Consider the following 23,919-nt stretch of genomic DNA (forward strand, 5'->3'; position numbering starts at 1 on the left):
CGATTTCGCGTCTGGTTTCGTGGGTGAACATGCGCGGTGTATCCTTCCTTTTTGGCTTCAATCCGCGTGATTTTCGCCCCGCCCAGGCGAAAGTGAACAAAATCCGCGGCATTGCGCTCGCGCGCCGGAGCCAAGTCGCTGATTTCATACGGATAAAACCGTGCCTTGAATTTCCCGCATCGGAGATTTATCCCCGCACCATGGACACTTCGCCCGCAAATCCAGGCTTTCGCGTCGCTGCCCTCTACCGGTTCTGCCGGCTCGAGCGGTTCGAGGAACTGCGCGCGCCACTCGCCGCCTTCTGCTGTAGCCGCGGCATCAAGGGCACGCTGCTGCTTGCCGCGGAAGGCATCAACGGCACCGTGGCCGGCCGCGAACAGGCGATTTCCGAACTCATCGCCTGGCTGGAGGCGATGCCGGAACTCACCGGTCTTGAGGTGAAATACAGCGTCGCCGCCGAAATGCCATTCCACCGCATGAAGGTTCGGCTGAAGCGCGAAATCGTCACCATGGGCGTCGAGGGCATCGACCCGAAGCATGGGGCAGGGGCCTATGTCGCGCCGTCTGACTGGAACGCGCTGATCGCCGATCCAGAGACGATCGTCATCGACACGCGCAACGATTACGAGGTGTCGATCGGAACGTTCCAGGGCGCGGTCGATCCTCGGACGAAGAGTTTTCGTGAGTTTCCTCAATGGGTTGCAAGCCACCGCGACCAACTCGAAGGCCGCAAGGTCGCGATGTTCTGCACCGGCGGCATACGCTGCGAGAAGGCCACCGCCTATGTGAAATCCCTCGGCCTCGAAGAGGTTTTTCACCTCAAGGGCGGCATCCTGAAATATCTGGAAGAGGTGCCGGCGGAAGAGAGCCTGTGGCAGGGCGAGTGCTTCGTCTTCGACGAACGGGTGTCGGTTTCGCATGGATTGGAAGTGGGGCAATCGGAGCTTTGCCGCGCCTGCCGCCATCCGCTGACCGCCGAGGAACGCCTGTCGCCGAAATTCAGCGCCGGCGTCTCCTGTCCGCATTGTCACGACCAGCGTTCCGACGAGGACCGCGCCCGCTACGCCGAGCGCCAGCGCCAGGTGGAAATGGCGGAGAAGCGCGGCCTCCGCCACATCGGGAGCTGACCGGTCGCGCCACGCGGCTCGTCATTGTAATGTCGCGTTCTGCTGCCTACTTCCGCCGCACCGGAAACCGGCCCGGACATGCGCCGGAAATCATTGCTGGAGGCCTTTGATGTTCGATCCCAAGAAGCTGCTCGACGATCTGCTCGGCTCGAAAGTTCCGGGTACGGAATCCACCGTCCGCGACCACGCCGGCAGGGCGACGCAGATGGCCAAGGACAATCCGCTGGCCGCCGGCGCGCTGGTGGCGGTGCTGCTTGGAACCGGCGCTGGCCGGGCGGTGACGGGATCGGCGCTCAAGCTCGGCGGCCTCGCGGCAATCGGCGGGCTCGCCTACAAGGCCTACCAGAACTACCAGAAGGGCAAGCAGCCGGCGGATGCCTCGGCCGAACCCGAACTGCTGCCGCCGCCCGAGGATACGAGCTTCCATCCTTCGCAGGCGCCGCAGGGCGAGCAGGAATTCGCCCTGACACTCGTCCGCGCCATGATCGCCGCTGCGAAGTCCGATGGCCATATCGACGAGGATGAGCGCAAGAAGATCGCCGACAAGCTCAGCCTGTCGGGCATAGGCGGCGAGGCGGAAGAATTCCTGCTTGCCGAAATCGAAGCGCCGCTCGACCTCGACGCGCTGGTGGAAGCCGCCAAGACGGACGCCCAGAAGGTCGAGATCTATACGGCATCGCGCCTGGCGATCGACCCGGAATCGCGGGCCGAGCGCGGCTATCTCGACATGCTGGCCGGACGCCTGAAGCTGCCGGATGCCTTGGTCGACCACGTCGAAGCCACCGTTACAGCGGCAAGCGAAACGCCTGCCAAGCCAGCGACCGGGACCATCTGGGGCGCATGATTCGGCGTTAACTTTTCGTTAACCGGATAAGCGCATCATTTTAATCAGTCGGATCGGCTCATCCTCCTCCCAAGCTCGATCCAGATCGGGGCGGTCGCCAATGACCGCCCTTTTTGTCGGTTGCCACATTATCCTTCATCTGCGATGCCATGCTTCTCTTCAGGGAGGATTCTCGCATGCAGAACGGCAAGACTGCGATCGTCACCGGCGCCGGCACCGGCATAGGCAAATCGGTAGCGACGGCGCTTCTTAAGAATGGCTGGAACACGGTTTTCTGCGGCCGGCGCAAGGACGTGCTGGACGCCGCGGTCGCCGAGGCCGGCGCCGCTGAGGCCAAGGCGCTCGCGGTCGCCTGCGACATCTCCGTTCCCGACCAGGTCGACCGTCTTTTCGCCACCGTCGTGGAAACGTTCGGCCGCGTCGACCTGCTCTTCAACAACGCCGGCATGGGCTACAAGTCGACGACCATCGACGAAATCCCGGTCGAGGTCTGGAATGATGTCGTCGGCGTCAATCTGACCGGCTCGTTCCTCTGCGCCCGCGCGGCGTTCGGTGCGATGCGCCGGCAGCAGCCGATGGGCGGGCGCATCATCAACAACGGCTCGGTCTCGGCCTATGCGCCGCGTCCCGGCTCGGTTCCCTATACGGCGACCAAGCACGCTATCACCGGCCTCACCAAGACCTTGGCGCTCGACGGCAGGCCGTTCGATATAGCCTGCGGCCAGATCGACATCGGCAATGCGCTGACCGACATGGCCCGGCCGATGACGGTCGGAGTGCCGCAGGCAAACGGCACGATGGCTCCGGAACCGGTCATGGACGTCCAGCGTGTCGCCGACGCGGTCGTGCACATGGCCAGCCTGCCGCTCGACGCAAACGTGCTGTTCATGACGGTGATGGCGACCAAGATGCCGTATGTCGGCCGCGGGTAGCGTGTCGATATTCAGGTGATGCCGGCTTGCGGGCGGCCGGCATTCGGCAAGATATTTTAATCATAAAATTTCATGCTTGAAACTTTATGATCGTTCTGCAATTCTGAGGCAATGACTGACGCGAGGCGGCCGCGCGCCGCTGATTTGGGACACGCCGCATGACGCAGACAGGCACCCCCCATCCCGCCGCCCCCGAAGGCGCCCAGATGGAATTTCGCGGGCGCATGTCCTATGGCGACTATCTGCACCTCGAAAAGATCCTCAACGCGCAGTCGCCGCTGTCCGGCGCGCATGACGAATTGCTCTTCATCATCCAGCACCAGACTTCCGAACTGTGGATGAAGCTCGCCATCCACGAGATCCGCTCGGCTTCCAAGGCGATCCATGAGGACCGGCTGCAGCCCGCGTTCAAGATGCTGTCGCGCGTGGCGCGGATATTCGAGCAGCTGACGGGCGCGTGGGACGTGCTCCGGACCATGACGCCGTCCGAATACACCCAGTTCCGCGGCTCGCTCGGCCAGTCGTCGGGTTTCCAGTCCTACCAGTACCGGGCGATCGAATTCCTGGCCGGCAACCGCAACGACGCCATGCTCAAGCCGCATGCGCACAGGCCGGAGGTGGTCGCCGAACTCGAGCAAATTCTCGCCGAGCCGAGCCTCTACGATGAAGCGCTGCTTCTGCTTTCACGCCAGGGGTTCGATGTTGGAGCCGACGCAACCCGCACCGACTGGCGCGCTACGCGCACACCGAACGACGCTGTGCTAGCTGCCTGGCGCGAGGTCTATCTCGCGCCCGAAAAGCATTGGATGCTCTACGAACTGGCGGAGAAACTCGTCGATTTCGAAGACTATTTCCGCCGCTGGCGCTTCAACCACGTCACCACGGTCGAGCGCATCATCGGCCTGAAGCGCGGAACGGGCGGAACGTCGGGCGTTTCATACCTGCGCAAGATGCTTGAGGTTGAACTGTTTCCGGAACTCTGGAAAGTTCGCACGGAGCTGTAAAGCTTGGGAACATAAGAACATTAAACGGGAGAAGAGAATGAGAAAGATTTTTGCTGCCGGCCTCCTTGGCCTTTCACTCGCAACATCCGGCCTCGCCTATGCCGAGCCGGTCAAGGTCGGCATGATCACGACGCTGTCGGGCGGCGGGGCAGGCCTCGGCGTCGATGCGCGCGACGGCTTCATGCTGGCGCTCAAGCTGGCGGGCGACACCGAGATCGAGGTGGTGACCGAGGACGACGCGATGAAGCCGGAACTGGCGGTGCAGATCGCCGACAAGATGATCCAGTCCGACCAGGTCGATCTGCTGACCGGCATCATCTGGTCGAACCTCGCCATGGCCGTGGTGCCGAACGCGGTCGCGCAGGGCAAATTCTACCTGTCGCCCAATGCCGGCCCTTCGCCGCTGGCCGGCGCCAAGTGCCATGAGAATTATTTCAACGTCGCCTACCAGAACGACAATTTCCACGAGGCGATGGGCAACTACGCCCAGAACGAGGGCATCAAGAAGATGTTCATCCTCGCGCCGAACTATCCGGCGGGCACGGATTCGCTGAACGGCTTCAAGCGCTACTACAAGGGCGAACTGGTTGGGGAGGTTTACACCAAGCTCGGCCAGACCGACTATGCCGCCGAAATCGCGCAGATCCGCGCTTCGGGCGCCGACTCGGTGTTCTTCTTCCTGCCGGGCGGCATGGGCATCGCCTTCGTCAAGCAGTATGCACAGTCGGGCGTCGGCATCCCGCTGATGGGACCGGGCTTCTCGTTCAGCCAGGATGTGCTGGGCGCGATCGGCGACGCGGCTATCGGCGCGAAGAACTCGGCCTCATGGTCGAAGGATCTGGACAACGAGGCCAACAAGACCTTCGTCGAGGCATTCCAGAAGGAATACAACCGCCTGCCTTCGGTCTATGCGGCGCAGGCCTACGACACGGCGAACCTGATCGTCTCGGCATCGAAAAAGGCGAGCGTGAAGGATGCCGACGCGTTCCGCGCCGCGCTGAAGGAAGCACAGTTCGACTCCGTGCGGGGCAAGTTCAAGTTCAACACCAACAACCACCCGATCCAGGACCTCTACGTCCGCGAAGTGGTCAAGGAAGGCGACGTCCTGACCAACAAGATCGTCGGCACGGCTTTTACTGATCACGGCGATGCCTACGCCGAGCAGTGCAAGATGTAAGGCCGGCGCTGCCCCTCACCCTTACCCTCTCCCCGTGAAGAACGGGGAGAGGGGGTGTCAACGTAGCCGCTTCTCTCCTCTCCCGGTTGTTCACGGGGAGAGGAGAGTGCCGGCAGGCAGGTGAGGGGCGGAATCGGCATTGCTGAATCTCCCAGCGAGAAGCTGAACAGGACACTCCAAGCCCTTGTCCACCGCCCTCATCATCGAGCAACTCCTCAACGGACTTCAGTTCGGCGTTATGCTGTTCCTGATGGCGGCGGGGCTGACGCTGATCTTCGGCGTGATGGGGCTGATCAACCTCGCGCACGGCTCGTTCTACATGATCGGCGCTTTTGCCTGCGCGGCGGTGGCGGCGGCGACCGGGTCGTTCTGGATCGGGTTGGCGGCGAGCCTGGCGGCCGCGGCCGCGGCCGGCACGCTCGTCGAGGTGGCAGTCATAAGGCGGCTCTACGACCGCGACCATCTCGACCAGGTGCTCGCCACATTCGCGCTCATCCTCATATTCTCGGAAGCGACGCGCTGGCTGTTCGGCTCGTTTCCGCTCTATCTCGATATTCCGCCCGTGCTTGCCGGAGCGGTCGCGCTTCCGGGCGGCGCGCATTACCAGCTCTACCGGCTGGCGATTATCGGCATCGGTGTGCTTGTGGCTGTCGGGCTCTACTATCTGATTTCCCGGACCCGGCTCGGCATGCGCATCCGCGCCGGCGAATCGGACCGCGAGATGATCGCGGCGCTCGGCGTCGATATCGGCACACTCTACACGATGGTTTTCGCACTCGGCGCAGCGCTCGCCGGCCTCGCCGGCGCTTTGGTCGGCGCATTGCAATCCGTGCAGGTCGGCATGGGCGAGCCCGTGCTGATCCTTGCCTTCGTCGTCATCGTCATCGGCGGTATCGGCTCGATCAAAGGGGCGTTGGTCGGCGCGGTGCTGGTCGGCCTGACCGACACGCTCGGCCGCTTCCTGCTGCCCAAGCTTTTCACCGTCTTTCTCGGTCCCGCCGACGGCGCGACGACGGGTGCGGCGCTCGCCTCGATGCTGATCTACATCGTCATGGCGCTCATCCTGGCGTTCAGGCCCAAGGGCCTGTTCCCGGCAACAGCATGAGCAGCCGGATGAGCCGCGAACGGGCGATCAACCTGCTGTTGGCAGCGCTGCTGCTCGCCATGCCCCTGGCGGCGCTGGCGCTGGGGGAACTGTTCTACATCACGCTCGCGACCCGCATGGCGATATTGGCGCTCGCCGCCGTAGGCCTGAATTTCGCGCTCGGTCTCGGCGGTCTGGTCTCCTTCGGCCACGCCGCGTTCTTCGGCATTGGCGGCTATGTCGCCGGCATTCTTTCCAGCCACGCCTTCAACCAGACGCCGATGTTTTCCTGGCCGTTTGAATTTTTCGGCAGCGACCAGATGCCAACGCTCTGGCTGGCGGCAATGCTGATCTCCGCGCTGGTGGCGCTGCCGATCGGCGCGATCAGCCTCCGCACCGCCGGCGTCTATTTCATCATGATCACGCTCGCCTTCGCGCAGATGATCTACTATTTCGCGATCTCCTGGCCGGCCTATGGTGGCGAGGACGGGCTTTCGATTGTTGTCCGCAACAGCTTTCCCGGTGTGAACACCGCCGTTCCGCTGACATTCTTTCTGGTCTCCTACGTCCTGCTCCTGGCGGCGCTGGCGCTGTTTGCACTGGTACGTGACTCGCGCTTCGGCGCGGCGCTGCAGGCTGGGCGGCAGAACGAGACGCGCCTCGCCGCCGTCGGCATCGCGCCGTTCCGCATTCGGCTCGCGGCCTTCACCATCTCGGCGGCAATCACCGGGCTCGCGGGCGCGCTGCTGGCCGATTTGAACCGCTTCGTCAGCCCGTCCATGCTGTCCTGGCAGATGTCGGGCGAACTGATCGTGCTGATCATCCTCGGCGGCACGGGGCGCCTGTTCGGACCCGTGGCCGGCGCGATGCTGTTCGTGCTGTTCGAATTCGTGCTCGGCGGGTTGACCGAGCGCTGGCAGTTCTTCCTTGGCCTGATCCTGCTCGGCGTCGTGCTGTTCGCGCGCGGCGGGCTGATTGGCGTGCTCGCCGGAAAGGCTCGCCATGGCTGAGCCGGTCCTGTCGATCCGCGACCTCAGAAAATCCTTCGGCGCGCTGAAGGCGACCGACGGCGTCAGCCTCGATCTGCGGCCGGGCGAGATTCACGCGCTGATCGGGCCTAATGGGGCGGGCAAAACGACGCTGATCCACCAGATCGCCGGCGGCATCACGCCGGACAGCGGCGAGATCATTTTCCTGGGCGAGGACATTGGTGCGCTGGGCGTCGCCGCTCGCGCCCGCCGCGGTCTCGGCCGCAGCTTCCAGATTTCCTCGCTGGCGCCGGAATTTTCGGCGCTGCGCAATGTCATGCTTGCGGTCCAGTCGCGGCAGGGATCGAGCTTCCGCTTTTTCCGCCCGGTGATGAGGGACCTGAGCCTGACGGAACCGGCAATGGCCATGCTGGAGCGCACGGGCTTGGCATCCCGCGCCAATGTGCCGGCGGCCGAGCTTTCGCACGGCGAGCGCCGGCAGTTGGAGATCGCGATCGCGCTTGCGCTCGGGCCGAAGGCGTTCCTGCTCGACGAACCGATGGCCGGCATGGGCCCTGAAGGCTCCCGGGCGCTGACCGGCTTTCTCGATGGACTGAGGCACGAAGCGCCGATCCTGCTGGTCGAGCACGACATGGACGCTGTCTTCGCGCTCGCCGACCGCATCTCGGTGCTGGTCTATGGCCGCATCATCGCCACCGGCACGGTCGACGAAATCCGCGGCGACGCCGAAGTGCGCCGCGCCTATCTCGGAGAGCAGCCGTGACGTTGCTTCAGGTCAGCGGGTTGGAAAGCTTCTACGGCGCCTCGCAGGCGCTGTTCGGCGTCGACTTCTCGGTCGGCCAGAGCGAGGTCGTGGCGCTGATGGGGCGCAACGGCATGGGCAAGACGACGGCGATCAATTCGGTTCTCGGGCTCATCCGCCCGCGCGGGGGCGGGGTGCGCTTCATCGGCAGGGACATAGCCGGCATGCAGTCCTATCGGATCGCGCGGCTCGGCATTGGACTTGTGCCGGAGGGGCGGCGCTGCTTTCCCAACCTGACAGTGCGCGAGAATCTGGTAGCCGCTGCCCGGCAGGGACCGTGGACGCTGACACGCATAAACTCGCTTTTCCCGCGGCTGGAGGAACGGCAGGATCAATATGCGCATTCGCTTTCCGGAGGCGAGCAGCAGATGCTGGCGATCGGCCGCGCTCTGATGACCAATCCGCAACTGCTCATCCTCGACGAAGCCACCGAAGGCCTGGCGCCCGTCATCCGGCAGGACATCTGGGCGGCGATCCGGCGGCTGAAGGCGGATGGTCAGTCGATCCTGGTGGTCGACAAGACGCTCGCCGAGCTCCTGCCCGTCGCCGACCGCTGCTTCGTGCTGGAAAAGGGCAGGACCGTGTTTTCCGGCAAGCCGGACGAGCTTACGCCGGAACTGCAGGACCGCTATCTCGGCGTATGAGACGCCGCATGCTGACGTTGGAGAATTCGATGACCGCCGACCCCGTCCACCAGGTGCTCCACCCGGCCAATTGGAAGGCCGCCAAGGGCTATGCCAATGGCGTTGTCGCGGAAGGCCGAACCGTCTATCTCGGCGGCCAGATCGGCTGGACCGGCGACCAGGTGTTCGAGGCGCACGATCTCGCCGGACAGACGCGGCAGACCCTGCAGAACATCGTCGACATCGTCGCGGAGGCCGGCGGGCGGCCCGAGCACATCGTCAAGATGACCTGGTACGTGACCAGCAAGACGGAATACCTCGCCAATCTGCGCGAGATCGGCGAGGCTTACCGCTCGGTTATGGGCAAGCATTATCCGGCGATGGCAATGGTGCAGGTGGTGGCGCTGATGGAAGACGCCGCCAAGGTCGAGATCGAAGCGACGGCGGTTCTGCCCAAATAGCCCTACGCTGCTGCTGGCCGCGCCTTCAGGAAATCGGCCATCCTGTCCAGCGCGCGCAGAATGTTCTCTTCCGAATTCGCGTAGGACAGACGGACATAACCTTCGCCGAGCACGCCGAAATCCGGCCCGCCGATCAGCGCCACGCCGGCTTCCTCGAGCAGCGCCGAGGCGAGCTTCTTGGCCTTCCAGCCGGTCGCCGAGATGTTCGGAAAGGCATAGAACGCGCCCTTTGGCGTGATGCACGAGACGCCAGGCAGGTGGTTCAGCCCTTCGACGACAACCTTTCGCCGCCGGTCGAAGGCGCGCATCATCTTTTCCACCTCGTCCTGCGGCCCATCGATCGCCGCGATGCCGGCATACTGACTCGGCGCGTTGACGCAGGACCAGCAATTCACCGCTAGCTTGCGCACCTTGTCGTAGAGATGGCCGCTCTCGCGCGAGTTCGGCCAGATCGACCATCCCATGCGCCAGCCGGTCATCGCCCATGTCTTCGACCAGCCATTGAGCACGATTAGACGGTCGCGGATTTCCGGAAATTGCAGCAGCGAGCAGTGCTGCTCACCGTCATAGGTCATGACGTCGTAGATTTCGTCGGAGAGGATGGCGACGTTCGGGTGCGCGGCGAGCCCCGCGACCAGCTTCTCGATCTCGGCCCGCGGCGTCACGCCGCCGGTCGGGTTGGCTGGCGAGTTGAGGATCAGGAGCCGCGTCCTCGGGGTGATCAAAGCCAGCGTCTCCTCGGCCGAGAATGCAAAACCGTTGGCCTCGCGCATCGGTACGGGAATAGGCTGAGCGCCGGTGAATTCGATCATCGAGCGATAGATCGGAAATCCGGGGTCCGGATAGAGAATGTCGGCGCCCGGTTCGCCGAACATCATGATCGCCGCAAACATTGTAGGCTTGCCGCCCGGCAGGATCATCACCGAATCCGGGGAGACCTCGATGCCGGTCATCGCCAGGGTGCGGCGTACCACGGCTTCGCGCGTCGCAAGCAACCCGTTGGCCGGCGTGTAGCCGTGATGGCCGTCGCGCAGGGCCTTGATCGCCGCCTCGACGATATGCTCCGGCGTGCGGAAATCCGGCTGGCCAATGCCGAGATTGATGATGTCGCGGCCCTGTTGCGCCAGCGCCGTCGCCCGCGCCAACACGGCGAAGGCATTTTCCTCGCCGAGACGGTCGAAGGCCGCAATCGTTTGGAGCATGTTTCACATCCATCTGGTGCTTATGCCGCGAATGGGCTTTTGTGAGCGTCCGGCGCAGGGAATGTCAACCGAATGGAGCAGCTTTTGTCGGACGATCTCAAGAACTGGAAGCCGCGGCCGCGACCCGAGCGGGTGGTGCTGGAGGGCCGCTATGTCCGGCTCGAGCCGCTCGACGTGGCCAGGCATGGCGACGGTCTTTATGAAGCGTCGTCGGTGGTGGATGTGGCGGACCGCTTCCGCTGGCTGTTCGACTATCCGCCGGAAAGCCGCGCCGCCTTCCAGCCCTGGCTGGAAAAGGCGGCCGCGAGCGAAGACCCGCTGTTCTTCGCCGTCATCGACAAGGCCAGCCGCAAGGTCGCCGGGCGGCAGACGCTGATGCGCATCGAACCGGCGCATGGCGTGATCGAGATCGGCAACATCTATTGGGGGCCGCTTGTCTCGCGCAAACCAGCGGCCACCGAGGCGCAGTTCCTGTTCATGAAATACGCATTCGACGATCTCGGCTATCGGCGCTACGAATGGAAATGCAACAATGCCAACGAGCCGTCGAAGCGGGCGGCTGAGCGTTTCGGCTTCCAGTTCGAAGGCGTTTTCCGGCAGAACCTGGTCGTGAAAGGACAGAACCGCGACACGGCGTGGTATTCTGTCATCGACAAGGAATGGCCTGCGCTGAAACGCGCCTATCAGGAATGGCTCGATCCGGCTAATTTCGACAGCGAAGGCCGGCAGAAGCGGCGGCTCGAAGAGCTTCGCGCCGAAGCGGTCGCATAGCAGACGGAAATAGATGAGCGGCAATCACGATCACGGCCATGACGGCCACAGTCACGCCGGCGCTCACGCGCACGATGCGAACAAGTCGCGTGTGCTGATCGCCGCCATACTGACGGCCGGCTTCATGGTCGCCGAAGCGATCGGCGGCGTGCTGACCGGTTCCCTGGCGCTGCTCGCCGACGCCGGCCACATGCTGACCGATTCGGTGTCGCTGGTGTTGGCCTGGTACGCCTTCCACCTCGCCACCCGCGCGGCGACCGCGCGCATGACCTATGGTTTCGACCGGGTGAAGACGCTCGTCGCCTATACAAATGGGCTGACCGTCTTCGTCATCGCGCTATGGATTGTCTATGAGGCCTGGCAGCGGCTGAACGAGCCTTCGCCGGTGCTAGGCGGCCCGATGCTGGTGGTCGCGCTGATCGGGCTGGCGGTCAACATCGCAGCTTTCTTCGTGCTGCATGGCGGTGATCGCGAAAGCCTCAACATGCGCGGCGCGATATTGCATGTCGTCGGCGACCTGCTCGGCTCGGTGGCGGCACTGGTGGCCGCGCTCGTCATTCTCATGACGGGCTGGTACACGATCGACCCCATCCTGTCGGTTTTGATTGCGCTGATCCTGTTCCGGAGCGCATGGTCGCTGGTGCGCGAGGCCGGGCATCTGCTCCTCGAAGGCGTCCCGGCCAGCCTCGACCGCGACGGCATCGCCAGGGATATCGCGGCGCATGTCGCGGGCGTCCGCGAAATCCATCACATGCATGTCTGGTCGCTCGACGGCGCAAAGAACATGGCGACGCTGCATGCCTGCCTCGACGAAGGGACGGATGCGCATGCGACGGTCAGCGCCATCAAGCAGCGCCTCGCCGGCAGTCACGGCATCAGCCACGCAACAGTCGAACCGGAATACGGCCACTGCGCCGACGATCATCACGAACATGATGGGCACGAGCACCACCATGGCCGGACGGCCGCGCGATGATGGATCGCAAGAACCGCAATACGCTGGTCGCTGCGGCAATCATCATGCTCGCCTTCGGCCTGACGGCGTTCTACCTGCCGGTGATCATGCTGGCGGTCGGGGAAGTGTCGACTATCGCGGCGGGAGTAGTGGCGATCCTGTTCGTCGCCGCTTTCTTCATGGTGTTCTGGCTGCGCGGACGCAGCCAGCAAGGAAAAGGTGACTGAATGCGCATATTGATTACCGGAGCGGCCGGCATGGTCGGGCGCAAGCTCGTGGCGCGGCTTTTGCAGGACCGGCAGCTCGCAGGGAGGACGATCGCGGCGATCGACCTTCACGACATCGTTGCGCCGGAAACACCGCAGGCGGACGGGATTTCCGTCCGCGCCTTCACCGGCGACCTCGCCGCAGCGGGCGCTTCGGAAGCGTTGATCGCCGATCGGCCGGACATGATCTTCCATCTGGCCGGCGTTGTTTCGGGCGAGGCGGAGACGAATTTCGATCTCGGCTACCGGGTCAATCTGGACGGATCACGCACTTTGTTCGACGCCATCCGGCTGGCCAACTACAAGCCGCGCGTGGTCTTCACTTCGTCGATCGCCGTCTTCGGCGCGCCATTCCCGGAAGTCATCCCCGACGAGTTCCACCCGACGCCGATGACCTCCTACGGGACGCAGAAGCTGATGGCCGAGGCGCTGCTCTCCGACTATACGCGGCGCGGCTTTTTCGACGGCGTCGGCATCCGGCTGCCGACCATCTGCGTGCGCCCCGGCAAACCCAACAAGGCCGCCTCCGGCTTCTTTTCCAGCATCATCCGCGAGCCGCTGCACGGCCAGGAGGCCGTGCTGCCGGTGCCGCGCTCGGTGGTGCACACACACGCCAGCCCGCGCTCGGCGGTCGGGTTCCTGATCCGCGCGGCCGGCATCGACGGCGCGCTGGTCGGCCCGCGCCGCAACCTCACCATGCCGGGCGTCGGCGTGACGGTCGGCGAGCAGATCGAAGCGCTGGAGCGCGTGGCCGGAAGCGCGGTGACCAAGCTCATCCGCGAAGTGCCGGATGCAGCGACCTGGGCGATCGTCCAGAACTGGCCGACGCGCTTCGAGGCAAGACGGGCGCGCGAACTCGGCTTTACCGCCGAGCAGAGCTTCGACGAGATCATCCGCGCGCACATCGAGGACGAGCTGGGCGGCTGATCTTTTCTCCTTCCTCAGGAGGCAGCCGCGCTACGCATTGAGGCTGGCGCCGAGCAGGGCAAGGCCGAGCAGGAACACCATGGCCGCGCCTGCGATCTCGATCGTGGCGTGGACGCGGTTTCCTGCGCGGCCGTCGCCGGCAATGGCGACCGCCCAGTTCTTGGCTGTGACCGCGATAGTGGCGAGGACGGAGACAGTGATTGCCGTGCCGAGCGCCATCGCGAACACCGACAGCACCCCCCCAGCCCAAAGCCCGTTCAGGAAGGCGAAGGAGAGCACGATCAGCGCGCCCGAGCAGGGGCGGAGGCCGACAGCGGCGACGGCCGACCAGGCGGTCTTCCAGTTGAAGCGGTCGCCGGAGATCATCGCCGGGTCGGGCGCATGAGAATGGCCGCAGGTGGCGCAAACCTCGCCTGCCGCATGGGAATGCGCGGCGTGGTCGTGGGAATGGGCGGCGTGGGAATGAGCGTGACCATGGTCGTGATGCGCATGGTCGTGCGGACAATTGTCATCGTGGACGTGATGATCGTGCCCAGCATGCGAATGCGCATGGGCCGCCGAAAGGCTGCGCACTGGATTGCCGCCGAACAGGCCGGCGATCCGCGGCCCTGCCTTGCGCCACAGGAGCCAGGCACCGAAGAGCGTGATCAGCGCGTAGCTGGCGACCTCGAGGAACCATGTCGCGTCGGTCATAGAAACCGCGGTGCCGCGCAACACCAGAAACACCAGCGCCATCACCACGATTGCGGTCAGCGCCTGCAGGAATGCGGATACGAAGGACAGCATGATGCCGCGCCTGAGCGCCACCTCGTTGGCCAGCATGTAGGACGAAATCACCGCCTTGCCGTGGCCGGGGCCGGCGGCGTGGAAGATGCCGTAGGCGAAGGATAGGCCGACGAGCAGCCAGACCTGGCCGCCGTCCTCGCGCATTCCCTTCAGCGCGCCGGTCAGCGAGCGGTAAAAACCCTGCTGCTGGACGTTGATCCAGTTCATCCAGCCGGCGAACAGGCCGGTGGAGGGCGCGACCGCTTCGTTGGCGCCGATGCCGAGCGAACTTTGCGCGTGGGCATGGCCGAGGAAATGGGTCAGCACATAGGTCAGAACGAGGAGTGCGAAAACGATGCGGGTCGCGGTCTTGTTCACGAGATCATCCTTCAGCCTGGCAGTCGAGTTCGAGCCTTGTGGCAAAGATCTTGCTGAGATCGGTGCCGGAAGGGTCGTTGAAGAACGCGTCCGTGAGATTACTCTGGTTCTGAGCGATCGCCTCGTCAGGGTCGGGGCGGATGACGCTGCGCTTGCAGGTCGAAGGCAGATCGTTCACCGCCATGTTCTCGTCCTCGACGAAGTCGATCGCCGTATAGAAGGTCGGATCGTAGACGCCGAAATCGACCTTGCCGGTTAGCTTGAGCGGCTCTTTCGGCTCGGATTCGAAAAGGATGATGAGCTGGTCTGCCTCGTAATTGGCGATCAGCGTCGGCGGCGGCTTCATCGATACGTCCTTGCCGTCGGCGGTGACGAGCTGGAAGTAGTCGTATTCGGCAAGCGACGCATAGACCGTGTTGGAAACGTCCTGCAGCTCGGCGTCGTCGAGCTTAAGGTCGGCGTTCTTGTCGAACTCCATCAGCACGGTCGAGGAGAACAGGTCGTCGAAGCGCCAGAGATGGCGAAGCGACTTGACGGTCTTGTCAGGGTTCAGCATCACGTCCAGCCGCGCTTCGGCGAAGACATGCGGGTGGACGCGGACGGGCGCTGAAGAGCCGAGAACCATGGCAAGCGCCGAAGCCAGAATCGCTGCTCGCTTTGTCAGATGCATTGCCGGTTCCTGTGAAGATAGAGCCACGGAGAGTTATCACAAACCCGGCGAAATTGGGACCGGCGCGGACCCAATCTCAACCGCGGTTCCGAGTCTTGAACCACTGAACCAGGAAATCGACGAAGACGCGGACCTTTGCGGGGAGATAGCGCCGGTGCGGATAGACGGCGAAGATGCCGCCGCCGGGCAGGATCCGGTCGCCGAGCATGGCGACCAGCTTGCCGTCGGCGATATCGGGCTCAGCGATGAAATCGGGCAGGATGCAGAAGCCGAGCCCCGCGACCGCGGCCGCGCGCGCCGCCATCGGGCTGTTGACCTCGATCGGGCCGGAAACCGAGACGCTGATCGCCTCGTTGCCGTCGCCCAGGAAAGGCCAGTTCGACAGCCAGCGGCCATTGGTGTCGATGATGCAGGGCAGGTTGGCCAGGTCCTGCGGGCGTTTCGGCTCGCCATGCTTTTCGATCAGTTCGGGCGAAGCGCATAGGCACACGGAAAAGGGCGCCAGCCGTCGTGCGATCAGCGAGGAACTTTCCAGCCGCGTGATGCGGACCGCCAAGTCGAAGCCTTCCTCAACAAGGTCAACGAAACGGTCGTCGAGATTGATCTCCAGCACGATGTCCGGATGCTCCTTGGCGAAATCGATGAGCGACTGGCCGATCGGCGCATCGGCGAAGGTGCGCGGCGCCGAGAGCTTTATGCGGCCGCGCACATCGCCCGACGATTCGCGCACCACGTCGGCCAGATTGTCGATTTCGCGGACGATCTCGGAAGCGCGTTTGTAATAGGTATGGCCGGCCTCGGTCAGCGAGAACTGGCGGGTGGTGCGGTTGAGCAGCAGCGCGCCGAGTTCGTCTTCCAGTTCGCGGACATATTTCGACAGCAGCGCCTTGGAGCGGCCGATCTTGCGGCCGGCGGCCGAAAAGCCTTCCGCCTCGACGACGTCGATGAAGGCGCGCATGCGGGTCAGCGTGTCCATGCTCAGGCCTTTCCTGCAGCTTCGAGCACGCGCCGGCCAAGCTTGATCAGCGCAAGGTCGCTTCCCGCCGGCCCGAGCAGGGAAATCCCGAACGGCGCGCCATGCACCTCGCCGATCGGAAGCGTGATCTGCGGAAAACCGGACAGGCCGGAAAGGCAGAGCAGCCTCAGCGCGCGTTCGCGATAGGCCTGCAGGTCCTCGGCAGGCGAATCTTTCAGGGGCGCTGCGCTGGGGACCGTCGGGAGGACGAGAACACCGTCTTGGCCGAGCAGCGCGGCCAATTCGGCGCGAAAAGCGTTTCGCCGCTGCGTCTCGGCGGCGGCGACTTCGCTGTCGAGCGTCGAGCCGAATTCGAAGCGCTCCCTTACGCCGGGGCCGAGACCACGATCCCTTTGCAAAATCCAGTCGCCATGAGCCGCCCAGGCTTCATAGGCCTGCAGCTTGCGAAAGCACCAGTAGAGGTCGTCGATGGAGTGGGAGAGGGCAGGGGCGGTCGCCGGCTCGCCGATGACGGCTGCGACGATGGCTGTCATGCGGCGGTATTCGGCGGCTTCGATGGGGCCGAGGACGAGAGAGTCGAGAGCGGCGAGGCGGAGCGGATTGGTGAGCACCGTAAATTGCCCCTCACCCTTACCCTCTCCCCGTGAAGGACGGGGAGAGGGAGTCACCAACGTCGGCGCCCCCCTCTCCCCGTCCTTCACGGGGAGAGGGTGAGGGGCAGCGCCAGCGTCACTTATTGGCGCTGCGCCCAATACCACCGCCGCCACTTTCTCGTACGTCCCGATGTCCCGCGCAAACCAGCCGAACGTGTCGAGGCTGGGGGCAAGCGGCATCGTGCCGTCAAGCGATATGCGGCCATGTGTGGTGCGCAGGCCGATCAGCCCGCAAAAGCTCGCCGGCGCGCGGATCGACCCGCCCGTGTCGGAGCCTGTCGCGATGTCGGCGAGGCCGCCGGCAACCGCGGCCGCCGAGCCCGAGGATGAGCCGCCGGTGACGCGATCGGGCGCGGACGGATTCACCGGATGAGGAAAATGCGCGTTCTGCCCCATCAGCGAGAAGGCGAGTTCGTCGGTCTGCGTCTTGCCGACGAACTCCGCGCCGGCATCGAGAATCACCTGCACGGCGGGCGCGGTTTTTTCCGCCGGCGCTGCGTCCTCATACCTTTGCGGATTGCCGCAGCCGGTTTTGTAGCCGGCGACGTCGAAAATATCCTTCACCGCCAGCCGCAATCCCGCCAAGGGACCGGATTTTGCATGCGGAACAGACGCTTGCGGCAAATCGAGGAAGGCGTTGAGGGGATCGCGCTGGAGGGACATCGTTCACCGTGGGGAGACAATCCGTTCAGCATTGTTCGACCACGCGATTTTTTCAAGCGGGAACACGTTTTTTATTGATTGTGACGGACACGTTTCATATATCGCGCTTGCCCAAAGTCGCACGTGCCTGTGGGTGTCCGCCGATCCTCGAATGGCGAGGGATATCGGTAAGGTAACTGGAGCTAACCCCTCCAGTCGGTTCAGCGGCCAACCGCCAAACCGAGGACACCTTGAAGCAACGACGGTGCGGGCCTTTCTGGTTCTCTTCCGGTTGTCCAAAGACCGGGGTTACTGAAGAGGCACACCTTCATTGCCGGCAGTGCGGAACGGGTCTCCCAATCCAAGCCAAGGCAGACAAAGCGAACCAAGGCCGGGCAAGGCCAAGGTTCACCGCCGCGAGACGGCGCTTCATGGGTCCGGGGTCTCCACCGGCTGGTTCCATGAATTTCCGTCCCGCCTTTGTTTGACCAGCGTGTTCGCGTGGCTGATGGCCCGCGTCCCCGCAGCCCTTGCACGCGCCGGAAGGCGCGATTGGAGAGACTTATGGCCACGCAGCGCATCCTCGACTTTCTAGCCACCCGACGTCCGAACGGCCCGTGCCTCGTCGTCGACCTCGACGTCATCAGCGACAATTTCCGCGCCTTCGAGAAGGCGCTTCCCGATTCGAAAATCTACTACGCGGTGAAGGCAAACCCGGCGCCGGAGATCCTGCGCCTGCTTGTCTCGATGGGCTCGTCCTTCGACACCGCGTCGGTTGCCGAGGTCGAGATGGCCATGGACGCGGGGGCTCCAGCGGACCGCATCTCCTTCGGCAACACCATCAAGAAGGAGCGCGACATCCTGCGCGCCTATGAGCTGGGCATCCGGCTGTTCGCCGTGGACTGCGTCGAGGAGGTCGAGAAGATCGCCCGCGTCGCCCCGGGCGCGCGCGTGTTCTGCCGCGTGCTGACCGACGGCGAAGGCGCCGAGTGGCCGCTGTCCCGCAAGTTCGGCTGCGCGCCGGCGATGGCGGTGGACGTGCTGCGCCATGCGAAGGCGCTCGGCCTCGACGCCTATGGCGTGTCGTTCCACGTCGGCTCGCAGCAGACGGATCTGTCGGCCTGGGACCGCGCGCTGGGCGACGCCAAGCAGGTGTTTGCGACGCTCGCTGCCGAAGGCATCGTGCTCAAGATGGTCAATATGGGCGGCGGTTTCCCGACCCGTTATCTGAAGGACGTGCCGGTGGCGCGCGCCTATGGCGAAGCCATTTTCGGCGCGCTGCGCAAGCACTTTGGCAACAACATCCCGGAAACCATCATCGAGCCGGGCCGCGGCATGGTGGGGAATGCCGGCGTCATCAAGTCGGAAGTCGTGCTGATCTCGAAAAAGGCCGACAACGACAATGTGCGCTGGGTGTTCCTCGACATCGGCAAGTTCGGTGGCCTGGCCGAGACGATGGACGAGGCGATCCGCTACCCGATCGTGACGGCGCATGACGGCGGCGAGACGGCGCCTTGCGTGCTCGCCGGCCCGACCTGCGATTCGGCCGATGTGATGTACGAGAAGACGCCGTATCCGCTGCCGCTCTCGCTGACCATCGGCGACGAGGTGCTGATCGAGGGTACCGGCGCCTACACCACGACCTACGCCTCGGTCGCCTTCAACGGCTTCGAGCCTCTCCGATCCTACGTGATCTGACGGGCTAGCGCCCGTCGGATCGCCTGGTTGCCGGCTCTCTTGCCGGCGACCGGTTCGCCTGTGGAACAGTTCTGCTCGTGAAGGATTGAAAATGAACGCCTCCGCAACCATCTACTCGGAACTCCCCTCATCCGGTTCACCCCACCATCTCCCCACGCGGGACATGGGTTCGGTGGCGACGCCTGCGCCCTCCTTTTCCCACCGGGAAGAAACTGGCTCGCGCGGCGTGTCGGATGAGGGGACTGCCCTTTCCTTTGCCGTTCACGCCGAAACCTCCGCCGACATCCCCGCGCGCGAGGCGCTGCTCGACCGCGCCATGGGCCTGAAGCGGCGGAAGAAGTCGTCGGAAAAGCTGCGCCGCGGCCGCCGCCCGTCGGAAGGGCTGGCCTTCGTCGCGCGCGATGCGGCGGGAACGGTTGTCGGCACGGTCAGACTGTGGGACGTGGCGATGGGAGAGAGCGGTGGAGCGGCCCTGCTGCTCGGCCCGCTAGCAGTCTGCCCGTCGCAGAAAAGCGCCGGCATCGGCTCGGGGCTGGTGCGGCACGCGATCGCCGAGGCACGGCGGCTCGGCCACCGCGCCGTTCTGCTGGTCGGCGACGAGCCCTATTACGGGCGGTTCGGCTTTTCGGCCGAAAAGACCGGCAAGCTCGCCATGCCCGGACCGTATGAGCAGCATCGCTTCCTGGCGCTCGAACTTTGCGAAGGGGCGCTTGACGGGGCGGTCGGGACCTTGCGGGCCGCGGGCCGGAAGCTCAAAGCCGGCCGGACGCTGCTCGCCGCCTGAGCGTATTGGAGAACCGGCTGGACCGGTTCTCCCGAAAGCCAGATTACAGCAACTGGCTGAGCGCCATTGCGACCGACATATCGCCTTCGACCTTGATCTTCCCGGTCATGAAGGCCGAGGTCGGGTTCAGATCGCCGGAAACCAGAGATTCCAGATCTTCGAGCGCCAGCTTGATAGTGCAGTCGGTCGGCGCGTCAGTCGTCGAGATCGAGGCGCCGTCGATGACGATCACTCCGTCCGAGCCGGTGTCGAACTTGACCGAGCGGTCGAAGCCCGAGGCTTCGACACGCGCCTTCATCGTGTCGGCAATTTCCTGAACGCCCATGATCTACTCCTTGTTTGCGATGCGCGCCACGCGCCTGTTCCGGTTGTGCGCCAGGGACACGCGCGGCACAAGCCAACGCGACCGGCAATCGCCTCCCTATAGCGTTTGATTTACGTTTACGTCAACGCAAGCCGAAGGTCAGTGGGCAGGGGCGGGCAATCCGGCGGCTTTGTTCTCCGCCTCGATAGCCTTGGTCCGCCGTCGCACCGAATTGTCGCGGATATCGTCCTTGGACAGGAAATCAATTTGCTCGACCAGTATGTCGTCGATCAGCGCTTCCTGAACGCGGGCATTGATGGCGTCGCGAATGCCGGCCCGGAATAGCTCGAGATCCAGCGTCTCGTTGGCCGAGAAATCGAGCTGCGGATTGGAATAGAGGTAGGAATAAACCTCGTCGACCAGGATCGCCTCGACCGGGACCGTAAGCAGCTTGAGCTTCGCGGGGTCCACCACATAGACCAGACGGGCGAGGAAATAGCCGTCGATCCTGGAATTCCGGAGTATCGGGACCGAGATCACATCGGTCTTGACGTAATCGAGGCCGCCGAACAAAGCCGGGCCCTTGGCTTCCGCATTGGCGCCGGATGTCTGGAACGAATAGACGACCGCGCCGATGGTGACGACGCAGATCCAGATGGCTGCGGCGATGAATTTTATCAACGCGCCCACCCGAACTCGCCGGCCGAGTAGGTGCCGTCCGCTTCCGAGCGCTGGATGGCGTTCTGCATCAAATTGGCGACTTCGCTGACCGCGTTCAGATGCGCGCGGATGGCGGCCTCATTGGTTGCAAGCTTTTCGCGCAGCCGCTTGATGCCGTCACGGTGCTCGGCCAGGAAATCGCTTTCGCCGACGCCCTTCATGGCGCGGGTGAGTTCGTAGAGATAGCGGCTCTTGCGGGCGTTCGACGATTTAATGTCGAAGCCGAGATCGGTGCGGATCGCCACCGTCTCCTCCTCGACAGCCTCCTCGATGCGCCCGATGAGCGCGGAAAAATTTCCCGGCCGGGCGGGGGCAGGCTCCGGCGCAGGAGCGCGGGCCGGCAGGTTCTGAACGAATTGCGTATAATCCGACATCGTTGGTTCCGGTTCAGGATTTCGTTTCGGTGGGGTCCGCCCGGTCTTCAAAAAGGGAGCGAGCAACATTGCGCTGCATTTCCTGCACCAGCGCCGTCGACAGCATCGCCTGCTGGTCGGTCTCGGCGTGGTCCGGCCCGCCCGAAACAGGGCCGACCGGTAGCGTCTTTTCGTCCTCGACATAGTGATCGCCGAGGATGCGGTCAGAAATGCCGATGCCGCCGCGCTCGGCCATGGCGTCGGCCAGCTTTCCCGCCAGCATGGATTTCCACATGTCGCCGGCGACGCCCTTGCCGTAGACGTTTTCGGCGTTCTTCGGCAGCATGTTCTGGATGAAGGTTTCGAGCACCATCGCCTCGAAGCGCTTGAACGTGTCCGGAGACTTGCCGCGCTCCGCCTCCGGCGCGGATGAACTGCGCATGTCACCGAGCGAAAAAGCCGCCGCCGCTCCACCGACCGCGCCGCCGCGCAGCGCCAGTTGCGCACGCGCAGCCTCGAGGCCGGCGGGCTCTACGGCACGCGCCACGTCCAGAACGATGTCGCTGGGTGGAGAAATCGCCACGAACCGACCTTTTTTATTGGCTTCCTGACCCGCAGGATGGCTCAACAAGCTTGTGGCAGGCTTGCGAGGGAGGCGGCGCCTTTGAACCCCTGTCGTTTACAGTTTGTTAAGTCAGGCGACTTCAATGGATGCTTGGTTGTCTAGTAAAAGAGTAACGATTTCGATGAAGCTCGCTTTGGCTATCCTGTTTGTCCTCACATTGGCGATGTCCAACCCGGTTCACGCGAAAACGATCTGCACGATCGTTGCGGATGCGGCCGATCGGAAGGTTCTCCTGGAAACAGGTGATTGCAAAACCCGCGTGACGCCTGCTTCGACAACCAAGATCGCCTTTGCGGCAATGGGTTTCGACTCGGGCTTTCTAAAGGATGCGCATTCGCCGACGCTGCCATTCAAGGAAGGCTACGTCGATTGGCGTGGCGATGTATGGAGGCAACCGACCGACCCCGCAAGGTGGTTGAAATACTCGGTCGTGTGGTTTTCCCAAGTGCTCGCGCATGAGCTTGGTGAAAAGCGCCTTGAGCGCTACGCGTCGGAGTTCGGATTCGGCAATGCCGACTTCACGGGCGATCCGGGCAAAAACAATGGCCTGGATCGCGCCTGGATTTCTTCCTCGTTGAAGATCTCACCCGAGGAGCAGGTGATTTTTCTTCGAAAACTCGTCAATCGGACCCTGCCGGTCGCACCGGACGTCTTCGACAAAGTCTACGAATCCGTCGAGATGACATCGCTGCCCAATGGCTTGAATGTTCAAGGCAAGACCGGCTCGGCCTTTCCCAGGAAGGCCGATGGCAGCTTCGATCGCGCGCGTGCCTATGGTTGGTTTGTCGGATGGGCATCGAAAGGCGACCGCACGATCGTCTTCGCTCGGCTTGAACAGAAGGACGAGAAGGGGTCTGGCGGCGGAGGAAATCGCGTTCGCGAATCCTTTCTGAAGGAATTGCCTGCGCTTGCGGATTCCCTGTTGCGGTAGCCGCAATCTGCTGAAAAGTCACTGCGCGCCGATGAACTGGCGCAGTTCCGGCGTCTTTGGCGCGGTAAAGACCTCCTCCGGCTGGCCGATCTCGTGGACGCGGCCCTGATGCATGAAGACGACACGCGAACAGACGTCGCGGGCGAAGCGCATCTCGTGGGTGACCATCAGCAGCGTCATGCCGTCGGCGGCGAGTTGCTTGACCACGGCCAGCACCTCGGCGACGAGTTCGGGGTCGAGCGCCGAGGTGATCTCGTCGCACAGAAGCGCGATCGGCTGCATGGCCAGCGCGCGAGCGATCGCCACACGCTGCTGCTGACCGCCGGAGAGTTGCTCGGGAAAGGCGTCGAACTTGTGTGCGAGCCCAACGCGATCGAGCATCTTCCTCGCCATGGCCTCGGCCTCGGGCTTCGGCGTCTTCTTCACCACCATCTGCGACAGCATAACGTTGCCGCCTGCGGTAAGATGCGGAAACAGGTTGAACTGCTGGAAGATCATGCCGACCTTGAGGCGCAGCGCCTTCAGATGGATCTCGTCGGGCAGAAGCTGCGCGCCGGCGACGACGATCGAGCCGTCGTCGATAGTCTCCAGCCCGTTGATGCAGCGGAGCAAGGTCGACTTGCCGGAACCCGACCTGCCGATGATGGCGATGACCTCGCCCGGCTCGACATCGATAGAGATGCCCTTCAGCACCTCGTTGTCGCCGAAGCGCTTCTTCACCTCAGTGATGGCGATGAGCGACATTCAGCTTCCTTTCCAGCATCTGGCTCGACTTGGACAGCGGCCAGCACAGCGCGAAATAGATCAGGGCGACGAGACCGTAGACAATGAAAGGCTGGAAGGTGGCGTTGGTGACCACGGAGCCGGCCTTGGAGAGTTCGACGAAGCCGATGATCGAGGTGAGCGCGGTGCCCTTCACGACCTGGACGGAGAAGCCGACGGTCGGCGGCACGGCCACCTTGAGCGCCTGCGGCAGGATCACCCAGCGCATCTGCTGGACATAGCCCATGCCGAGCGAGGACGATGCCTCCCACTGACCCTTGGCGATCGATTCCACGCAGCCGCGCCAGATTTCGGCGAGAAAGGCCGCGGTCCAAAGTACCAACGCCACGCCGGCGGCGAGCCAGGGGGGCACGTCGATGCCGAACAGGCCGAGGCCGAAGAAGGCGAGAAAAAGCTGCATCAAGAGCGGCGTGCCCTGGAACAGCTCGATATAGCCCTTGGCGAACAGGCGGGCGACGCGGCTGCCGCCGATC

The 23,919-nt window shown here is 63.8% G+C and carries 28 protein-coding genes; 17 read left to right on the top strand and 11 right to left on the bottom strand.

What is annotated here, in order from left to right; translation table 11 throughout:
• The first annotated feature begins 200 nt into the window (after positions 1 to 200).
• The 10 genes from trhO (at position 201) to MAXJ12_RS08610 (ending at position 9,043) form a co-directional block, all read left to right on the top strand.
• Positions 201 to 1,127, top strand: a complete 927-nt coding sequence (gene trhO / locus MAXJ12_RS08565) for an oxygen-dependent tRNA uridine(34) hydroxylase TrhO (protein ID WP_040585476.1) — start codon at positions 201 to 203, stop codon at positions 1,125 to 1,127.
• Positions 1,128 to 1,236: 109 nt separating this feature from the next.
• The gene (locus tag MAXJ12_RS08570) at positions 1,237 to 1,971 is read left to right on the top strand and encodes a tellurite resistance TerB family protein (protein ID WP_008835424.1); all 735 of its coding nucleotides are present in this window, start codon (positions 1,237 to 1,239) and stop codon (positions 1,969 to 1,971) included.
• Between the two features lie 176 nt (positions 1,972 to 2,147).
• Positions 2,148 to 2,903, top strand: a complete 756-nt coding sequence (locus MAXJ12_RS08575; protein WP_008835425.1) for an SDR family oxidoreductase — start codon at positions 2,148 to 2,150, stop codon at positions 2,901 to 2,903.
• Between the two features lie 158 nt (positions 2,904 to 3,061).
• Positions 3,062 to 3,907: a tryptophan 2,3-dioxygenase gene (kynA, locus tag MAXJ12_RS08580; protein ID WP_040585474.1), complete on the top strand. Its 846-nt coding sequence runs from the start codon at positions 3,062 to 3,064 to the stop codon at positions 3,905 to 3,907.
• Between the two features lie 37 nt (positions 3,908 to 3,944).
• Positions 3,945 to 5,084 carry an ABC transporter substrate-binding protein gene (locus MAXJ12_RS08585; RefSeq protein WP_008835427.1) on the top strand — a complete coding sequence of 380 codons (1,140 nt, stop codon included), beginning with the start codon at positions 3,945 to 3,947 and terminating at the stop codon, positions 5,082 to 5,084.
• A 184-nt stretch (positions 5,085 to 5,268) separates the two neighbouring features.
• A complete protein-coding gene (locus MAXJ12_RS08590; protein WP_008835428.1) occupies positions 5,269 to 6,189 on the top strand; it encodes a branched-chain amino acid ABC transporter permease in 921 nt (306 codons plus the stop codon).
• Between the two features lie 8 nt (positions 6,190 to 6,197).
• Positions 6,198 to 7,178: a branched-chain amino acid ABC transporter permease gene (locus MAXJ12_RS08595; RefSeq protein ID WP_008835429.1), complete on the top strand. Its 981-nt coding sequence runs from the start codon at positions 6,198 to 6,200 to the stop codon at positions 7,176 to 7,178.
• Positions 7,171 to 7,920, top strand: coding sequence for an ABC transporter ATP-binding protein (locus MAXJ12_RS08600; RefSeq protein ID WP_008835430.1), 750 nt, complete (start codon positions 7,171 to 7,173; stop codon positions 7,918 to 7,920). Before MAXJ12_RS08595 ends, MAXJ12_RS08600 begins: the two co-directional genes overlap by 8 nt.
• Positions 7,917 to 8,603 (top strand): ABC transporter ATP-binding protein, encoded by a 687-nt coding sequence (locus MAXJ12_RS08605; protein ID WP_008835431.1) that lies wholly within the window; start codon positions 7,917 to 7,919, stop codon positions 8,601 to 8,603. Before MAXJ12_RS08600 ends, MAXJ12_RS08605 begins: the two co-directional genes overlap by 4 nt.
• Before the next feature lie 29 nt (positions 8,604 to 8,632).
• Positions 8,633 to 9,043: a RidA family protein gene (locus MAXJ12_RS08610; RefSeq protein WP_040585477.1), complete on the top strand. Its 411-nt coding sequence runs from the start codon at positions 8,633 to 8,635 to the stop codon at positions 9,041 to 9,043.
• 2 nt (positions 9,044 to 9,045) lie between these two features.
• Here the strand turns inward: MAXJ12_RS08610 and MAXJ12_RS08615 are convergent, their stop codons facing one another.
• The gene (locus tag MAXJ12_RS08615) at positions 9,046 to 10,245 is read right to left on the bottom strand and encodes a pyridoxal phosphate-dependent aminotransferase (RefSeq protein WP_008835433.1); all 1,200 of its coding nucleotides are present in this window, start codon (positions 10,243 to 10,245) and stop codon (positions 9,046 to 9,048) included.
• Positions 10,246 to 10,317: 72 nt separating this feature from the next.
• Here MAXJ12_RS08615 and MAXJ12_RS08620 point away from each other — a divergent pair, with 72 nt between their 5' ends.
• The 4 genes from MAXJ12_RS08620 to denD are packed head-to-tail and all read left to right on the top strand — an operon-like array spanning position 10,318 to position 13,164.
• The gene (locus tag MAXJ12_RS08620) at positions 10,318 to 11,016 is read left to right on the top strand and encodes a GNAT family N-acetyltransferase (protein ID WP_008835434.1); all 699 of its coding nucleotides are present in this window, start codon (positions 10,318 to 10,320) and stop codon (positions 11,014 to 11,016) included.
• 13 nt (positions 11,017 to 11,029) lie between these two features.
• On the top strand, positions 11,030 to 11,992 hold the full coding sequence (locus MAXJ12_RS08625; RefSeq protein WP_008835435.1) for a cation diffusion facilitator family transporter: 963 nt from the start codon (positions 11,030 to 11,032) through the stop codon (positions 11,990 to 11,992).
• Positions 11,989 to 12,198: a hypothetical protein gene (locus tag MAXJ12_RS08630; protein WP_008835436.1), complete on the top strand. Its 210-nt coding sequence runs from the start codon at positions 11,989 to 11,991 to the stop codon at positions 12,196 to 12,198. Before MAXJ12_RS08625 ends, MAXJ12_RS08630 begins: the two co-directional genes overlap by 4 nt.
• Complete coding sequence (gene denD, locus MAXJ12_RS08635; RefSeq protein ID WP_008835437.1) at positions 12,199 to 13,164, top strand: D-erythronate dehydrogenase; 966 nt, start codon at positions 12,199 to 12,201, stop codon at positions 13,162 to 13,164.
• Between the two features lie 30 nt (positions 13,165 to 13,194).
• On the opposite strand, the gene MAXJ12_RS08640 is transcribed toward denD, so the two are convergent.
• The 4 genes from MAXJ12_RS08640 to MAXJ12_RS38725 all read right to left on the bottom strand — a co-directional run bounded on the left by MAXJ12_RS08640 (position 13,195) and on the right by MAXJ12_RS38725 (position 17,269).
• Entirely contained in the window at positions 13,195 to 14,307 is a 1,113-nt protein-coding gene (locus MAXJ12_RS08640; RefSeq protein ID WP_008835438.1) for a nickel/cobalt transporter, read from the bottom strand.
• A gap of 4 nt (positions 14,308 to 14,311) precedes the next feature.
• A complete protein-coding gene (locus MAXJ12_RS08645; RefSeq protein ID WP_008835439.1) occupies positions 14,312 to 14,977 on the bottom strand; it encodes a DUF1007 family protein in 666 nt (221 codons plus the stop codon).
• 76 nt (positions 14,978 to 15,053) lie between these two features.
• On the bottom strand, positions 15,054 to 15,953 hold the full coding sequence (locus tag MAXJ12_RS08650; protein WP_008835440.1) for a LysR family transcriptional regulator: 900 nt from the start codon (positions 15,951 to 15,953) through the stop codon (positions 15,054 to 15,056).
• A gap of 2 nt (positions 15,954 to 15,955) precedes the next feature.
• Complete coding sequence (locus MAXJ12_RS38725) at positions 15,956 to 17,269, bottom strand: amidase family protein (RefSeq protein WP_008835441.1); 1,314 nt, start codon at positions 17,267 to 17,269, stop codon at positions 15,956 to 15,958.
• Between the two features lie 543 nt (positions 17,270 to 17,812).
• On the opposite strand from MAXJ12_RS38725, the gene odc2 reads away from it, so the two are divergent.
• A complete protein-coding gene (gene odc2, locus MAXJ12_RS08660; protein ID WP_008835442.1) occupies positions 17,813 to 18,946 on the top strand; it encodes an ornithine/lysine decarboxylase in 1,134 nt (377 codons plus the stop codon).
• 226 nt (positions 18,947 to 19,172) lie between these two features.
• On the top strand, positions 19,173 to 19,730 hold the full coding sequence (locus MAXJ12_RS08665) for a GNAT family N-acetyltransferase (protein ID WP_008835443.1): 558 nt from the start codon (positions 19,173 to 19,175) through the stop codon (positions 19,728 to 19,730).
• Between the two features lie 43 nt (positions 19,731 to 19,773).
• On the opposite strand, the gene MAXJ12_RS08670 is transcribed toward MAXJ12_RS08665, so the two are convergent.
• The 4 genes from MAXJ12_RS08670 to MAXJ12_RS08685 all read right to left on the bottom strand — a co-directional run bounded on the left by MAXJ12_RS08670 (position 19,774) and on the right by MAXJ12_RS08685 (position 21,690).
• A complete protein-coding gene (locus MAXJ12_RS08670) occupies positions 19,774 to 20,055 on the bottom strand; it encodes an SCP2 sterol-binding domain-containing protein (protein WP_008835444.1) in 282 nt (93 codons plus the stop codon).
• Positions 20,056 to 20,193: 138 nt separating this feature from the next.
• A complete protein-coding gene (locus tag MAXJ12_RS08675; RefSeq protein ID WP_040585480.1) occupies positions 20,194 to 20,715 on the bottom strand; it encodes a hypothetical protein in 522 nt (173 codons plus the stop codon).
• On the bottom strand, positions 20,712 to 21,128 hold the full coding sequence (locus MAXJ12_RS08680) for a tellurite resistance TerB family protein (RefSeq protein WP_008835446.1): 417 nt from the start codon (positions 21,126 to 21,128) through the stop codon (positions 20,712 to 20,714). Before MAXJ12_RS08680 ends, MAXJ12_RS08675 begins: the two co-directional genes overlap by 4 nt.
• 13 nt (positions 21,129 to 21,141) lie before the next feature.
• Positions 21,142 to 21,690, bottom strand: coding sequence for a rod-binding protein (locus tag MAXJ12_RS08685; protein ID WP_008835447.1), 549 nt, complete (start codon positions 21,688 to 21,690; stop codon positions 21,142 to 21,144).
• 163 nt (positions 21,691 to 21,853) lie between these two features.
• Here MAXJ12_RS08685 and blaOXA point away from each other — a divergent pair, with 163 nt between their 5' ends.
• The gene (gene blaOXA / locus MAXJ12_RS08690; protein ID WP_008835448.1) at positions 21,854 to 22,663 is read left to right on the top strand and encodes a class D beta-lactamase; all 810 of its coding nucleotides are present in this window, start codon (positions 21,854 to 21,856) and stop codon (positions 22,661 to 22,663) included.
• A gap of 18 nt (positions 22,664 to 22,681) precedes the next feature.
• Here blaOXA and MAXJ12_RS08695 read toward each other — a convergent pair whose 3' ends face one another.
• Both MAXJ12_RS08695 and MAXJ12_RS08700 read right to left on the bottom strand, forming a co-directional pair.
• Positions 22,682 to 23,407 carry an amino acid ABC transporter ATP-binding protein gene (locus MAXJ12_RS08695; RefSeq protein WP_008835449.1) on the bottom strand — a complete coding sequence of 242 codons (726 nt, stop codon included), beginning with the start codon at positions 23,405 to 23,407 and terminating at the stop codon, positions 22,682 to 22,684.
• Positions 23,385 to 23,919: amino acid ABC transporter permease (locus tag MAXJ12_RS08700; RefSeq protein WP_008835450.1), on the bottom strand; the 535-nt coding region annotated here is incomplete at its 5' end. The genes MAXJ12_RS08695 and MAXJ12_RS08700, both read right to left, overlap by 23 nt.

This window comes from Mesorhizobium alhagi CCNWXJ12-2, assembly GCF_000236565.1.
GTDB classification, from domain to species: Bacteria; Pseudomonadota; Alphaproteobacteria; order Rhizobiales; family Rhizobiaceae; genus Allomesorhizobium; species Allomesorhizobium alhagi.

What these genes read in the sequence shown, in the direction of transcription:
- MAXJ12_RS08670 (WP_008835444.1), bottom strand. Translation starts at nt 20,055, where the DNA reads ATGGGCGTTCAGGAAATTGCCGACACGATGAAGGCGCGTGTCGAAGCC.
- kynA (WP_040585474.1), top strand. Translation starts at nt 3,062, where the DNA reads ATGACGCAGACAGGCACCCCCCATCCCGCCGCCCCCGAAGGCGCCCAG.
- blaOXA (WP_008835448.1), top strand. Translation starts at nt 21,854, where the DNA reads ATGAAGCTCGCTTTGGCTATCCTGTTTGTCCTCACATTGGCGATGTCC.
- odc2 (WP_008835442.1), top strand. Translation starts at nt 17,813, where the DNA reads ATGGCCACGCAGCGCATCCTCGACTTTCTAGCCACCCGACGTCCGAAC.
- MAXJ12_RS08630 (WP_008835436.1), top strand. Translation starts at nt 11,989, where the DNA reads ATGATGGATCGCAAGAACCGCAATACGCTGGTCGCTGCGGCAATCATC.
- MAXJ12_RS08650 (WP_008835440.1), bottom strand. Translation starts at nt 15,953, where the DNA reads ATGGACACGCTGACCCGCATGCGCGCCTTCATCGACGTCGTCGAGGCG.
- MAXJ12_RS08610 (WP_040585477.1), top strand. Translation starts at nt 8,633, where the DNA reads ATGACCGCCGACCCCGTCCACCAGGTGCTCCACCCGGCCAATTGGAAG.
- MAXJ12_RS08625 (WP_008835435.1), top strand. Translation starts at nt 11,030, where the DNA reads ATGAGCGGCAATCACGATCACGGCCATGACGGCCACAGTCACGCCGGC.
- MAXJ12_RS08595 (WP_008835429.1), top strand. Translation starts at nt 6,198, where the DNA reads ATGAGCCGCGAACGGGCGATCAACCTGCTGTTGGCAGCGCTGCTGCTC.
- MAXJ12_RS08570 (WP_008835424.1), top strand. Translation starts at nt 1,237, where the DNA reads ATGTTCGATCCCAAGAAGCTGCTCGACGATCTGCTCGGCTCGAAAGTT.
- MAXJ12_RS08600 (WP_008835430.1), top strand. Translation starts at nt 7,171, where the DNA reads ATGGCTGAGCCGGTCCTGTCGATCCGCGACCTCAGAAAATCCTTCGGC.
- MAXJ12_RS08575 (WP_008835425.1), top strand. Translation starts at nt 2,148, where the DNA reads ATGCAGAACGGCAAGACTGCGATCGTCACCGGCGCCGGCACCGGCATA.
- trhO (WP_040585476.1), top strand. Translation starts at nt 201, where the DNA reads ATGGACACTTCGCCCGCAAATCCAGGCTTTCGCGTCGCTGCCCTCTAC.
- MAXJ12_RS08680 (WP_008835446.1), bottom strand. Translation starts at nt 21,128, where the DNA reads ATGTCGGATTATACGCAATTCGTTCAGAACCTGCCGGCCCGCGCTCCT.
- MAXJ12_RS08615 (WP_008835433.1), bottom strand. Translation starts at nt 10,245, where the DNA reads ATGCTCCAAACGATTGCGGCCTTCGACCGTCTCGGCGAGGAAAATGCC.
- MAXJ12_RS08620 (WP_008835434.1), top strand. Translation starts at nt 10,318, where the DNA reads ATGGAGCAGCTTTTGTCGGACGATCTCAAGAACTGGAAGCCGCGGCCG.
- denD (WP_008835437.1), top strand. Translation starts at nt 12,199, where the DNA reads ATGCGCATATTGATTACCGGAGCGGCCGGCATGGTCGGGCGCAAGCTC.
- MAXJ12_RS38725 (WP_008835441.1), bottom strand. Translation starts at nt 17,269, where the DNA reads ATGTCCCTCCAGCGCGATCCCCTCAACGCCTTCCTCGATTTGCCGCAA.
- MAXJ12_RS08695 (WP_008835449.1), bottom strand. Translation starts at nt 23,407, where the DNA reads ATGTCGCTCATCGCCATCACTGAGGTGAAGAAGCGCTTCGGCGACAAC.
- MAXJ12_RS08585 (WP_008835427.1), top strand. Translation starts at nt 3,945, where the DNA reads ATGAGAAAGATTTTTGCTGCCGGCCTCCTTGGCCTTTCACTCGCAACA.
- MAXJ12_RS08645 (WP_008835439.1), bottom strand. Translation starts at nt 14,977, where the DNA reads ATGCATCTGACAAAGCGAGCAGCGATTCTGGCTTCGGCGCTTGCCATG.